Below are 13939 nucleotides of genomic sequence, written 5' to 3' on the forward strand. Positions count from 1 at the left end.
CTACCAAATAGAACATTTCGCTTTCCCTGTACACAAATATAATACAAAAAGACGACAAACCGTCCATCTACGGACCATTTGCCGTCTTTATCTTAGCCAAGATATTCCTGCAATTTGAGCAGCAGGGTTGGCATGTCAACAGGTTTTGTAATATAGTCATCCATGCCGCTGTCCATGGCTACGCGCCGGTCTTCGGCAAAGGCGTTGGCGGTCATGGCCAGAATGGGGACATGATGCCCCTCTTTCTCCGCTTTTCGTATCAACTTGGTTGCTTCCAATCCATCCATAACCGGCATTTGGATATCCATTAAGATGAGATCGATACGCTTAGGGTCTTTCGTATAAAGTTCCACCGCCAGCGCACCATTTTCCGCAGACACCAGCTCAGCCCCGAAATCGCCCAGCAGGGCCAATATGATTTCCAAGTTAATTTCATTATCCTCCACCACCAGAATCGTCTTGCCAGCAAAATGCCCCGCTTCTGGCAAGTGTCTTTCCTTTTTCGTTATCAGCGGTTCCATTGCATCCTCAGCCAGCCGCAGTACCAGTTCAATATGGAAGGTCGTCCCACAGCCCTGCTCACTGTAAACGCTAATGGTGCCATTCATCATATCGACAATGTTCTTGACGATGGCCATGCCAAGGCCAGTTCCTTGAATCTTGCTGACGGTACTGGTCCGCTCCCGGGTAAATGGCTCAAAGATATGCTGGACATACTCCTCACTCATGCCAATTCCCGTGTCCCAAACCTCAAAGCTGAAATTCCCATAGCCAGCTGGGGCATTATCCATCTGAACGATGCGAAGGCCTGTACTGCCACCACTTGCCGTGAATTTCATGGCATTGGACAGGCAGTTCAAAAGGATTTGGTTAATGCGCAGCTTGTCGCAGATTACCATCCGGTTTTTGACCCCCTCCGTATCGAGGAAGAAATCCAGTCCCTTTTGCTTCATATCGTTTTGCAAAATATCCCGGATCCCCCGGACCAATTCCGGTAGATTCGTCGCTTTTTCCTCCAGCGTCACTTTGCCGCTTTCGATGCGGCTCATATCCAATACATCGTTGATAAGGGACAGCAAATGATGGCTGGCGGTAGAAATCTTTTGCAAATACTCATGCACCAAGTCCAAATTATCCCGGTGTGCCTCCGCCAATTCGGTAAATCCGATAATCGCATTCATGGGGGTGCGGATATCATGGGACATATTCGACAAAAAATCCGTCTTAGCCTTGCTGGCGGCATTTGCCTGCCGCAGTGCCAAAGCCAACTGGTCATGTTGGGTCTCCAATTTCTTCTTTTGCTGTTTGACCTTGCGGTCAAGGGCCAATTGCTCCGCCTGCTTAAAATCGATGGCCATAAAGGACATGATGATGCGGGACACACGGCCATCGGCCTGACGGTCCGTAACCTGCAAAATGACGCGCCGCCAAGTATTGTCAATGCCTGGCACTTCGTAAATATACTCCCGCCGATTGTCCACCACCAGCAGCTGCTGAACATACTGCGAGTCGCTGAGCTGTTCCCATAATTGCCGGTAGGCTGGCGCCACCAGGCTGGCCAGCGGTGCAATAACCGTCCGATAATCTCTCGACTCCAATCGCTGACTCTTGACATAACTGAAGGGCAAAAAGCCACGAATGCGACCGGATTCCAGCTCACAGACATAGATAGCACTATACTCCTTGACCAATTGCTCATTGACGTAGCGCAAGCGGATTTCATCGTCACGGTCCAGAAATCCCAATACCACTTGGCGCGGATTTCCCGCCTGGTTCATCCGGACAAACTTTAACTCACGGAACCACAGCATTCCCTCTTGCCAGACACTAAAGATGACCGAATAGGTATTTTTCTTTCCCAGCTCCCCTTGGACCTTTTCCAAACTGCTTGCCGACAGCACCCGCAGCCTCTCCGGTTCATAAACCCGTTGCTCCACAAAGGTCTGCATGGCCATGCTGTACCCCTTGCGAAGAGGAAAAACATCCTCCATCAAGCGGGACTCCTGCCGGAAGGGCACCAATCCTCCCGTATGCAAATCCAGCAAGTAAACGGCTGCATATTCCTCAGCCAAACCGGCAATCATATCCGTGCTTTGCCGCTTTTCCAAAGCATTGGCCCGCTCCCGGCGAATCTCTTCATCTTTATCCGCCAGCGCCAGCAGGACATGATTCACCTGGCTTTCTGCCATGTCAATGCGAACGGCCTTCCACTCATAATACCGCCCGCCGCGGCTTTCAAAACTGCCACGGATACTGTGCTTCTTCTTGAGGACACGCTGCAAGTTTTGGGCGGACAATTCATTTCGCATTTTTTCGCGATATTTTTCCTTCACGGCCTCCTGACAAAAGTCAATCAATCCTGCCGAATAGCCATCGGCCGCCAGGAATTGGGGATAATTGAGCAACGCCATGTTTTCCGCCCGATGCAAGCAGCGCTCCACCTTGTCCTCCTGCAATTGCAGTTCGAGAATCAAGCCGTATTCCTGGGCAATGGCCTGAATGATTTGCCGGTCATACATTTCACGGCGCGAATGTTCATCACACTCGGCAAAACCGATGAGGACCTGCATGGTCTCCCCTGCTCGGCTTTCCAGGGCAATTTTTATTTCGTAATACACCTGCTCATCATTTAGATAAATCTGACTGTAGTAAGGTGCCTTGCAAAGCTGCTCGAACATATACCGCGTAGACATGGCCTGACGAACCGCCTTGCGGTCACGCGCACAGACAATAGTATTGATAAAGCCATCTACAATCTCGCGGTATGGTCTATCCAACAGCAGCCGGCCCACTTTCGCCTTATGCCGGTCATCCAGCTTGAGGATTTCGAAGGTCTCCTCGGGCAGCCGCAACAAGTACACCGTCAAGAACTCCTGGGACAGGGTCATAGCAATGCCAGCATCATAGGGCATCGTCTGATAATCCATGAGCTGTCGCTGCTGGGCATCATCGTAGAGGAAGGTATAGAACACCTCACCATGCTGAAGATTGCGCACCAGCCTGCCAATCGCGTGCACATAGCGGACATTTCCCTTCCGCGTTACAATTCGGAAAGCCGCAAAGTCAATGCGGCTGCCTTCTTGATGCATAATCTGATTCCAGATGCTCTTCTCCACCGCATCGCGGTCTTCGGGCAAAATGAGATTGCGGAAACTCCCCTGCACAAACAGCAACAGTTCCTCCAGGTCTTTGCACTCAAGCATTGCCACGATGCCCTGATTGCCGTAAAGGATTTCTCCCTGACCAGTCGCCCGGTACACCAAAACAGCACCTGGCAGCCCATCCATAATGGCAATATCTTCCAGCCCTTGAGTCGTACATAGCTGACTGTTGACCGCTGCATCAAACAGCAGATAGGAATGCTTTCCCTGCCCCTTAACCTGATAGAGGGCCGCATCGGCTTTGCGCCCTAACACCGGCAGGTTGGCACCATGAACCGGATACACTGCCGCGCCAATGGAAAGGGTGACCGCAATCTCACTTCCTTCAAAGGTGAAAGCATGCAATCCCATCGCACACATCTCCACCCGGGATTCTACCTGAGACCAATCGGCTTCTTTGATAAGCACCAAAAATTCATCGCTGGCATTGCGGCCCACAATGCTATCCCCACCGAATAAACATTTGAGGTCATCAGCTACACAGCGGATGGCTTTATCCCCCACCACACAGCCATAACGGTCATTGATGAACTGCAGATTGTCGATATCTACCACCAGCAGAACAGCCGGCACAGCAGAATACTGCTCCAAATACTCGTAAGCATAACGGTCAAATCCCGTGCGGTTCAGCAATTCCGTCAGCTCATCCACCTCATGATAAGCAGCCCGTTCATACTGCGCGTATACATAGTTGAAATAATCCGCCAATCTATCCTGGGGCAGTTCCTGAATGCAGAACAAAAACCGTTTATTAGACTCCGTTGCGATGATGTTAAGCGCCACCCAGCGGCTGCCACCTGCGGGTAAATTGATGCGGAAAAATTCCCGCAAACAGCGCTGCTCCCTTTTTTCCATCTGCGCCAGCCAATCCAATTCCATAAGGACCACAAAACGCTCCCGGTCCTCTGGATGAATCACCTGCTGGGCAAACATACAAACGACGGCCCGCAAAGACAGCGTTTCTTCAAAACCACTCCAATGCTTTTGCGAATAAACTTTTTCAAAACTGTCCTGCTCCACATCGACGAGGGCAATATCCTGAAACATCTCGAGCAAATACTGGGAAGAGGGATGGAACTTCGACAGCTCACAACTGGAAAAATTATTGGTCGCATTATGGGTCATGAACCGGTAATACTGCCGGCCGCCCCGTTCCCCAACAAATTCGATTTTTAGCAGACAGAGATTCCCCTTCAACAAAAAGTTATGCGAAACCACCTGTCCCTGGCTGCGCGCCTCCTGGCAGTATTCATAAAGCTGTCCCATCCAGTTCATCACGCCATTATTTAGGACTATTTCGGCAGCCTGCAGTCCCTCAAAACCAAACAGTTGCAGCAACTCAGTATAATACCCATTGGCGCCAAGATAATGAAGCCGCGCCCGCCGCAATTCCACCACCGCAATGCCATCGTCAATCAAAAAATCCGTCCGGCTAAGTTCCCGAAATAGCGGGACGTCCGTTGTCTGCTCAATCTCAATTCCCTGTTGGCGAATGGACTCAAAGGCACTAAAGAGGGCCTGGGGCCGGCCATAGAAATAGCCCTGCACCATTTCGCAGCCCATTTCCCGCAAAACCTGCAGCTGTTCTTCGGATTCAACTCCCTCCGCCAAAGTCTCAAACCCAATTCGCTTCGCCATCGCCACCGTATAGCGGATGATTTTCTGAGACCGCTCATTGAGATTTGTAACAAAGTGCATATCCAATTTAAGCACATCAAAATCGCAGTCTTTTAACGTATGAAGCGAAGAATAGCCATTGCCAAAATCATCCATCCAAACGGCATAGCCCGCCGCCTTAAAGCGGGCAATCTGCTGCCGAACCGTCTCCTCTCCCGCCAACAGGCTCTCTGTCACCTCGATATGCAAAAGATTGCGCGGAAGGCCATAGTCTGCCATGGCTTCCTCAACTACATCAAAAATATCACAAAGCAAAAAATCCAGCCGGGACAAATTGACAGAGACCGGCACCACCGGCCGCCCCATATCCATACAAGTACGCAAATCCTTGCAAATCTGCCGGATCATATAGCAGTCCAGCTTGTGAATCTGCCGCGTGTTTTCCAGCGTGCTGATAAACAGTCCCGGATTTAACATACCCCGTTGGGGATCCTGCCACCGGGCCAAGGCTTCAAAACTACAAAGGGTTCGGGTAAGGGTGCGGATTATCGGCTGATAATACACCTGAATATATTCCCGTTGCACCGCTTCATCAATATGGGCGGCAATATAATCATAAAGCTCTGCCTTATGCTCCATCTCCGGTGCATAATACGCACAATCCCGCTCTGGCGATGAGCGCAAAAAATCCGCGGCCAGCTTTGCCCGGTCACAGGCATGCAGGAACTCTTCCTCGTCACCGCCATCGAGACAAATCCCGGCATAAATCCGAAGCACATCGCCCTTCTCTTGCTCCATGACCTGATGCTTCAAATCCGCAAAAACAGCCTCTACCCCACTGGCAGCACTGAGCACCACAAAGCGCTCGTCCCCAAAACGGCAGACCAATTCCCCAGCGAATTGTTGGCGGATATGATTGGCAATGCGCACCATGAGGTCATCATCTTCGGAAAAATCATACCGACTGTTGCGAGATGGCATTCGGCAAACGCGAATATCCAGAACAGCCGGCTGCCTGCCATCCCGCATCATCCGCTGGGCAGTCACATGACCGCGCAGGCGGAAGTAATTGCCATTGGGAAGGTTAGTCCGTTCATCGTAAAAGGTTTCATCCCGCAGTGCGGCTCGCAAGAGGTAAGCTGGCTGTCCTTTCCAAAGGGTTCGTATCACCTGCAGCAGGATTTCCGTCTCGCCTCCTGGCAGCGGTACAATCGTCTCGGGGCCATCGGCCAAATCATCGAGCGGAATGATATTCCGGTCATCCGCCGGATAAAAATACTCCTCAAAGGTTATCCCACTGTCAAAAAAACGAACCGGCGGCCAAAGGACTCGCATCTCCTGGTTGCACATAAAAAGCTCATGACCTTCCGCGCCCACGATCGCAAAGGCCTCGCCATTGCTATTGATTAATTCTTCCAAGGTGTGGATATAAAGTTTCTCATGGGAATGGGATGTATCGATAGCTTCGGTAACATCATCGTAAAACACCACAGCGTACTCTGTGCCATCTTCTAGATAGCAATGGGTTCCACGGGCATGCAAAATGCGGTATTCTTCCCTGCCATAGAGCCGTTCCCGATACAGCGCATCATAAATACCGCCGTGGGTACGAGCAAAATCCATCGCCGCCACCGCCACATGCACCGTATCATCCGGATGGACATTCTTATACATGTCATTTTCAAATTGCGCCACCAACTCTTCCCGGGTATAGCCAGGAGGCTGCAACGCCAATAGGCCATCGGATACCAACAGCACACGAATCTTGCCCTGCAAAAACTGATACATCGCCAAGGGAATCGCCAGCCGTTCCAGCGCCTCCCGCATTTCCAATGACATAATATAAGGCCGATTTACAAACTGGTCTTTCTTGCTCATAGTAAGATTCCTCTCCCCAGTCAAGCCCATCAAACAAAAGTCCGTATCTCCATTTCTGCATACTTCGTTTTTGACAAGTCAAAATCCTGCCTGACATTTGACAAATAAGCGGCCTAAGCGCCAGAAAAAGCGGCCCTTTCGGACCGCTTCTCTTGTCGTAAAATATATCACAAATCTTCATGTACCTCTGTAAAGTAGATTACCGTTACGGTATCTTCCATAAGGATACGGCGCTGGTAGATTTTTTCGAAATCGGCTACCAACTCTTCCTTCGAGTTGATTTCCGGATTCTGATGACCTAGGTCATTCGAGGTCAGCGTCCCCATGGTCTTTACCCGTACTTTATCGAGATAGGCGGAATAAAGTTTATGCTTGGGTTCGCCTTTTTTACCCGTGGTAATCCATACGACAGAGCCTTCCGGATAAAGTTTGGATACATCGCCAAGACGTACCGTACAGTTTTTTGTGCGTTCCATGAGCATTTTTTTGTGTTTTGCTGCCTGGAAGTTCAATGCCATCATACTAAAGCACTCCAATCTACCCTTGTTCCTAGTTGTTACTTATTACATATAATCTATGAATATTATTATATGTTCTTTTAATTATAGCAAATCTCCTGCCAGAAAGAAAACTTTTTCTGTAACTTTGTAAACATTTTGCACCATTTGCCAGTCAAAATCCCCAACATGTTTTTTACGTAGGAAATATGTTAGAATAGAACGAGAAATTTGTTATCCACTTCTTGAGGAGGTTTTCTTATGAACTGCAAACGCATTGCTTTTGTTTTCATGGCCCTTACGCTATTGGTATCCAGTGTTGCCGCGGCTGCACCAGCAGCCAACAATGCGCCGACTTTGTCCGTAGATGGTGAAGGCACGGGCATTGCCGCACCAGACCAGGCCACCATCACCATTGGCGTAACGACCCAGGCCGCTGATGCTGGCAAAGCTCAGAACAACAACGCTTTGACCACAGAACAGGTCAATAAAGCCATCAAGGCTTTGGGTATCGAAGATAAGGATATCCAGACCAACAACTATTCCTTCCGCCCCCACTACCGCACCTCGGACAATCGCCGCAATGAAATCAGCGGCTACACGGTGAATAATTCCATCATCGTCTTTGTCCGCGATATCCATAAGACTGGCAAAGTCATCGACGCCGCCCTTAGCGCCGGAGCTAACGAAATCCACTCCCTGGACTTTACGGCCAGCAACCCCCAGTCAGTCCGCAAAGAAGCACTGATGAAGGCCGTGCAGGACGCCCGTGATAAAGCGGATGTTTTAGCCCAGGGTCTTGGCAAGCGCATCGTTGGCATCAAGAATGTGTCCGAGAGCACTGGCTATCTTGAATCCCGCCGTTATGACAATGCGATGCTGGCCGCAGCGAAAACCACAGCAGCCACGACCATTGAACCGGGCAGTTTATCGCTTACCGCCCGCGTCCATATCGACTACATTCTCGAAAATTAATCGCAGCTTTTACGAAATAAGGAGTTTTTTATCACATGCAAGAACAAGCAGTACCGGCAGCTAAGCCACGCAAACCACGGCTGGCCGCCATCGAATATATTCGCGGAATTTCAATGATGGGCGTTATCGGTATCCATGTCGGTTCCCAGTATCTAAGCAATACTGCCGCCAACGTCGACCTCGTTGCGCTCTTCGAGGTTGCCACACGCTTTAGCGTGCCGATTTTCTTCTTCATCTCCGCCTTTGGCCTGTTCTACAATCTGGATTTGACGGCCCCCTTTGACTTCCGCAACTTTATGAAGCGGCGCTTCAAGACCGTCCTCGTTCCCTATCTTGTCTGGTCCTTTTTCTATCTTCTCCACGATGGCTGGCTATACGGCGTAGGCTTTCCTGACCCGTTGCATCTCCTCGTATTACTGTTCTTCGGCAATGCGAAGTATCAGCTATACTTCCTCGTCATCTTGCTCTGGTTCTACCTGTTGATGCCCCTTTGGATTTGGATGGTACGGCGCGCCGGGCTGGTAAGCCTCACCCTTTTGCTGTTCGCCCAGATTGGCTTTGACTATTGGTCAAGTTTTGCCACCAGCTTCAATCTCTTTGTTTACGGACTGCCTGACAACTCCCTGCTCAAGCCGTTTTTGCTGTATCGTTTGAACTACTGGGTCATGCATTATGTGTTTATCTTCGTGCTTGGCGGCTATCTGGCCGTCCATATCGATTCGTTCATGAAATTCATGAAGAAACACCGCCTAGGCATCACGGCCTTTTTCTGGGCCAGCCTGGCTTCCCTGCTGGCCTACTACTACCAACTGATTGCTGTCGATGGCTATACGCCCCTTGAGGCTATCAATACCGCCCATCAACTTTGTCCGGCTGGTATTTTCTACACCATTACGGCTTCGCTGTTCTTCTTTACGATTTTCACCTATCAAAACTATCCTGCCATCCTCAATCCCCTGTTGCATCAGCTTGGCAAACATTCCTATTTTGCCTACCTGGCCCATCCGATTGCCATTACGTACCTGGCCATGATGCTTCAGCATAGCGGACGCATTATGACGGCACCGATTGCCATCGCTTTCTACTTTGCCACGCTGACGCTTGCCATGCTAGGCGCAATAATCTGCCGCAAAATCGGCGAACAGCTGTCAATCCTCAATGAATTGACCATTGGCGTGTATCCTAAGAAAAAATAACGACAAAAATGCCGCTGGCACTTACGCCCAGCGGCATTTTTTATTTTCGCCCAAATTCTAACATACTGATGTCCTTACCACTGCTATCCTTTACGAAAATGGGGCCAAGAGTTAGTTTTTTATCCTTAATCTCCAGTGCGTCGGTAGCTACACGAAACCCAGCAAAGTCAATGGTAACATCATAAAAGCGCAAATCCCGGTAGGACTGCTGAAAGGAACCGGTGATGCGTTTAACCGGTATCCTTCGATATCGCCCTTCACCGGAGGTAAAATTTCCCGCTGCAGTGGCTTCCTTGGCACTGCCCTTTGATTCCATATGGATATCCACCATGACATTGCAGTATAAATGACTATTGGGTAATGCCTTAGAGGATTGCAAGTCTTTCCCTATTGCATGTATCTGATAATAGCGGGTATCTAGGTCATAGGTGCCTTCTGCTTGCAACTTGCCGCCGTATACATTCCCCGTCACATCGCGAAAAACCAACTTCTCGCCATCGTAGCTTATGCTTCCATTGACCTCTTGGAAATAAAGCCCCGGGATATGGAGTTCTGCCATCTTCAGTCTTCCCTCTCCATGAATCCCATTAAGCGGGCCGGTTAAATGGCTATCCAGGGTCATTTTGTCATGAATCTGAACGCCCAACCCCAGCGAAGAGGGATCGACATCCACAAAACTCAGCTGCAAATCCCCCACCGGCACATCTTTATCCTGAAACTCCACCGTCCCGCGTAAATTTACATTACTGCCAATCATCGTACCACCGAACCGTCCCGTATTAACGTCAATCTCCATACGCTTATCCGTATTAATCGCAGTCTTTAAATTTACTCCGGACAACAAATAGTGACGGTCTTTGTAAAAGACTTCCAAGCGGCAATCTTCGAGCTTTAAGTCCATTCGGATTTTTTTGCCCGTACGGTCAAAGTTTTTCCACTGCTTCGCCATTTTCTCCGCCCGCTTCCGGCGGTGAAATTCGCCTATCCGCTTGCGTTCTTCCTCACTTTTCCCAACTAAACTTACCTTTTGCTGCCAATCCTCATCATCCCGCTGAATCTTTTGCATGTCCTTGGAATTGCGGACGAAATCCACCGTCATATCATCAGCCAAATGAATCGACACCTCGGCGTCTTTAAGGGTCAATTCCTGAAGGGTAGTGGATTTGATATGCCCGGTCACCACATCCCATAGGCGCACGTAAAAATGACCTTCCGGTACCCGCAGAATCAGCCTGCCTTCCGTATCGCGCCACTCAAGACCCGTAAAGTCCACATCCCCGGTAACGTGGGCGATGATTTTCTCAGCGGTGATAGTTCCCTTCAACATATCCTGTTCTGCCATGGCCTGATTAAAAATCGTCGCCGCCCCACGACTAAATATTTCCAACACCAGAAATACCGCCAGGAAAATCACCACAATGGCGATTCCCAGTGTTTTCTTCCAGTGCTTTCGCAACCATTTCCGCATACTCGTCCCTCGCTTGTCCTGCTAATCTTATTCTCTTTATTCGCGTCTCTCCTTCGATAAACCTGCAAACCTTGACTTTGTTAACCAATTCCTAAGCAAAAAAGCCTGTGGTCCCTAGTACCACAGACTTTTTCTTATCCCCCAAAATTACCATATTCCTAAAACATGCTGCACCAAAAGACTGACTATAGTAATACCAGCCCAGCAGCAAGCACCCAAAAGAATCGGCTTGCCGCCAGATTTGATGAGCGTTACGATATTGCTATTAAGCCCGATAGCCGCCATGGCCATGACAATGAAGAACTTAGCCAATTCCTTAAGCGGCTGAAACACCTCTCCGCTCACACCAATCTGCAGGCAAAGAGTGGTGAATACCGCCGCCAGCACAAAGTACAAAATAAACATAGGAAAGGCCCGCTTCATACTAAAGGTGGAAAGGGAAGCCCCCTCGGTCTGAGCGGCTTGTTTCTTCGCCACCAGCAGTGCCAAGAGCAGCGTAACAGGGATAATGGCCAGCGCTCGCGTGAGCTTTACAGTCACGGCCTCATCCAGCGTCTGGGTGCCAAGGTCCCACATGCTGTCCCAAGTCGCAGCAGCTGCCGTAACAGAGGATGTATCGTTAATCGCCGTGCCGGCAAAAATACCAAAGGCCTCGCCCGACGTCGTATCGAAACCTATCAGATGCCCCAGCAACGGGAACAAAAGCGCTGCCAGCGCATTGAACAGAAAAATAACCGAAACCGACTGGGCGATTTCATTGCTGTCCGCTTTAACCACCGGCGCGGCGGCTGCAATAGCCGAGCCGCCACAGATTGATGAACCAACGCCGATGAGCGCCGAGGTATTACGGGAAATTTTTAACCACCGGTGCAGCACCCAGGCCACCACCAGCGACGTCGTAATGGTGCTGAGGATAATCGGCAGCGAAAAGATTCCCGTCTTGATGATAACCCCCAGATTCATACCAAAGCCCAGCAAAACCACCGCTGCCTGCAAAACAATCTTAGACGTCCAGTTGATGCCAGGCTGAGCCGTGCCATGTTCCCGCCAAACCGAAGTGATAACCATGCCAAAAAGAATCGCCAGCACCGCACCACCCACAACAGGAAAGCGCTGCCCCAACAGCCAGGCTGGCAATGCCACCAGAAAACAGATAAAAATACCAAGTAAATTATTGCGTAAAAAAGTCATTGTATCCCTCAAAAAACCGGGCCCTTGATTTCAGCTGATGAAAAGAATTATAAAAGGTTTATACGAAAATGTAAAATTATATGTTATGATATGCCTATAATATATTCTTATTGATAGGAGGGCTGCTTATGCTCGACTTTCGCATCAAGACCTTTCTCTGCGTCTGCCAAAAGATGAATTACACCCAGGCAGCAAAAAGTTTAAACATAACCCAGCCTGCTGTCTCCCAGCACATCCGTTATCTAGAAGACTACTACCAAATTAAGGCTTTTCGTTACGCCAACAAAAAATTGGAGCTGACACCTGCGGGCCGCATTCTCTACGAGCGCTGCAAGACGATGGAAAACGACGAGGTAGCACTAGCCGCCGAGCTTTTGAGCCAGCAATCCGGCATCCATACCCTATCCCTTGGAGTCACCATGACGGTTGGGGAATATGCCATCATCGCCCCGCTGGCCGCCTATCAAGCCGCCCACCCCGGCATCAACATTCGGCTTCGTTTTGGCAACACCAAAGAACTATTAGCTCAACTTACCGCCGGCCGCATTCAAATGGCACTGGTCGAGGGTTATTTCCCACCACAGGATTATTTCTGCCAGCCCTACAGCACCGAGGATTATATCGGCGTCTGTGCCACCGGGCATGTGTTTCCCCATGGCGAGCCCACCATATTTCACGACTTGCTGGGAGAGCGGCTGTTGCTGCGGGAAAAAGGGTCGGGAACCCGCGAAATCCTCGAACGCAATCTAGCACTGCATGGCCTTCGTACCGAAGACTTCATCCACAACATGGAAGTCGAAAACATGCATACCATCATCGGCCTGCTCGCCCATGACTGCGGGATTTCCTTTCTGTACCGCCGCGCCGTCGAAGCCGAGCTCGCCAGCGGCATCTTGCGGGAAATTCCCCTAAAAGGCTTTGCCATGCAGCACGACTTCACCTTTATCTGGGAGAAAGACAGCATCTACACCGCCCATTACCAGCAAATCTGCCAAGAACTCCGTGCCACCTGACCAATCCGCTTGCATTCCCCTAAGGAGATGACCCACTTTGTCAAAACGAAAAAAAGGACTTACTATGGTATGCCTTGGTGCCTCCATGTGGGGCGGCAGCGGCGTAGCCGGACAATATCTATTACAGGATTGCAGCTTCTCGACAGCCTGGCTCGTCGTTTCCCGCATGCTGCTAGCCGGCTGTCTGTTCCTGCTCATCGACTTCATCAGTTACCGGCAAGATATTTTTGCCATCTGGAAAAATAAACAGGACGCCCGCGATGTGTTGCTTTTTGCCATCTTCGGCATGTTGGCCGTACAATACACCTATTTTGCCTGCATCCGCCATGGCAATGCTGCCGCCGCCACCATTCTCCAATATCTCATGCCGGTAATCATCATCGGCTACACGTCCCTTACTGCTCGCAAGTTCCCACCTAATCGCGAACTGCTCTGTGTCGCCATGGCCGTCGGTGGCACCTTTCTGCTAGTAACCCACGGGCGACTCAATACCCTGTCCATCTCACTTACAGCACTATTCTGGGGCCTTGGCTCTGCCTTTGCCGCCGCCTTTTACACCACTCAGCCAAAACGCCTCATTCGCAAATGGCGGGCTACGCTGATTACCGGCTGGGGCATGCTGCTTGGTGGCCTTGCCCTGATGCCCCTCTGCCCGCCTTGGCAGTTCAGCGGCATCTGGAGCAGTGCCGCCGCCATCACTTATGCCTATATCATCATTTTCGGCACCGTCATAGCCTTTGGCTGTTACCTCGGCAGCATCAAATACATCTCCCCCACCGAAACCAGTCTCCTGGGCTCCATCGAACCCCTGTCGGCCATCATCCTCTCCATTCTCTTCCTCCATGCCAGCTTTGTCCCCATGGATTATCTCGGCACAGCCTTAATCCTTGGCACGGTGTTTGTACTGGCAAAAAGATAACTTCATCTGACGATATAAAATTGA

The 13939-nt window shown here is 50.2% G+C and carries 8 protein-coding genes; 4 read left to right on the forward strand and 4 right to left on the reverse strand.

Features of this window, described 5'->3' with window-relative positions:
* Positions 1-92: 92 nt before the first annotated feature.
* Both BLQ36_RS10015 and BLQ36_RS10020 read right to left on the reverse strand, forming a co-directional pair.
* Positions 93-6656, reverse strand: coding sequence for an EAL domain-containing protein (locus BLQ36_RS10015; protein ID WP_074515457.1), 6564 nt, complete (start codon positions 6654-6656; stop codon positions 93-95).
* A 167-nt stretch (positions 6657-6823) separates the two neighbouring features.
* Complete coding sequence (locus BLQ36_RS10020) at positions 6824-7177, reverse strand: ASCH domain-containing protein (protein WP_033169178.1); 354 nt, start codon at positions 7175-7177, stop codon at positions 6824-6826.
* 237 nt (positions 7178-7414) lie between these two features.
* Between BLQ36_RS10020 and BLQ36_RS10025 the strand changes: the two genes are divergently transcribed.
* Both BLQ36_RS10025 and BLQ36_RS10030 read left to right on the forward strand, forming a co-directional pair.
* Positions 7415-8128: an SIMPL domain-containing protein gene (locus tag BLQ36_RS10025; RefSeq protein WP_074515458.1), complete on the forward strand. Its 714-nt coding sequence runs from the start codon at positions 7415-7417 to the stop codon at positions 8126-8128.
* A gap of 35 nt (positions 8129-8163) precedes the next feature.
* The gene (locus BLQ36_RS10030) at positions 8164-9324 is read left to right on the forward strand and encodes an acyltransferase (protein WP_074515459.1); all 1161 of its coding nucleotides are present in this window, start codon (positions 8164-8166) and stop codon (positions 9322-9324) included.
* Between the two features lie 40 nt (positions 9325-9364).
* Here BLQ36_RS10030 and BLQ36_RS10035 read toward each other — a convergent pair whose 3' ends face one another.
* Complete coding sequence (locus tag BLQ36_RS10035; protein ID WP_074515460.1) at positions 9365-10792, reverse strand: hypothetical protein; 1428 nt, start codon at positions 10790-10792, stop codon at positions 9365-9367.
* 147 nt (positions 10793-10939) lie between these two features.
* Positions 10940-11983 carry a YeiH family protein gene (locus BLQ36_RS10040; RefSeq protein ID WP_074515461.1) on the reverse strand — a complete coding sequence of 348 codons (1044 nt, stop codon included), beginning with the start codon at positions 11981-11983 and terminating at the stop codon, positions 10940-10942.
* Between the two features lie 128 nt (positions 11984-12111).
* Between BLQ36_RS10040 and BLQ36_RS10045 the strand changes: the two genes are divergently transcribed.
* Both BLQ36_RS10045 and BLQ36_RS10050 read left to right on the forward strand, forming a co-directional pair.
* Positions 12112-12996: a LysR family transcriptional regulator gene (locus BLQ36_RS10045; RefSeq protein WP_074515462.1), complete on the forward strand. Its 885-nt coding sequence runs from the start codon at positions 12112-12114 to the stop codon at positions 12994-12996.
* A 37-nt stretch (positions 12997-13033) separates the two neighbouring features.
* Positions 13034-13915: an EamA family transporter gene (locus BLQ36_RS10050; RefSeq protein ID WP_074515463.1), complete on the forward strand. Its 882-nt coding sequence runs from the start codon at positions 13034-13036 to the stop codon at positions 13913-13915.
* The last annotated feature ends 24 nt before the right edge of the window (positions 13916-13939 follow it).

The organism is Selenomonas sp. WCT3, assembly GCA_900100835.1.
In the GTDB taxonomy this organism is placed as follows: Bacteria; Bacillota; Negativicutes; order Selenomonadales; family Selenomonadaceae; genus Selenomonas_A; species Selenomonas_A ruminantium_E.

What these genes read in the sequence shown, in the direction of transcription:
- BLQ36_RS10015 (WP_074515457.1), bottom strand. Translation starts at nt 6,656, where the DNA reads ATGAGCAAGAAAGACCAGTTTGTAAATCGGCCTTATATTATGTCATTG.
- BLQ36_RS10030 (WP_074515459.1), top strand. Translation starts at nt 8,164, where the DNA reads ATGCAAGAACAAGCAGTACCGGCAGCTAAGCCACGCAAACCACGGCTG.
- BLQ36_RS10020 (WP_033169178.1), bottom strand. Translation starts at nt 7,177, where the DNA reads ATGATGGCATTGAACTTCCAGGCAGCAAAACACAAAAAAATGCTCATG.
- BLQ36_RS10045 (WP_074515462.1), top strand. Translation starts at nt 12,112, where the DNA reads ATGCTCGACTTTCGCATCAAGACCTTTCTCTGCGTCTGCCAAAAGATG.
- BLQ36_RS10035 (WP_074515460.1), bottom strand. Translation starts at nt 10,792, where the DNA reads ATGCGGAAATGGTTGCGAAAGCACTGGAAGAAAACACTGGGAATCGCC.
- BLQ36_RS10025 (WP_074515458.1), top strand. Translation starts at nt 7,415, where the DNA reads ATGAACTGCAAACGCATTGCTTTTGTTTTCATGGCCCTTACGCTATTG.
- BLQ36_RS10040 (WP_074515461.1), bottom strand. Translation starts at nt 11,983, where the DNA reads ATGACTTTTTTACGCAATAATTTACTTGGTATTTTTATCTGTTTTCTG.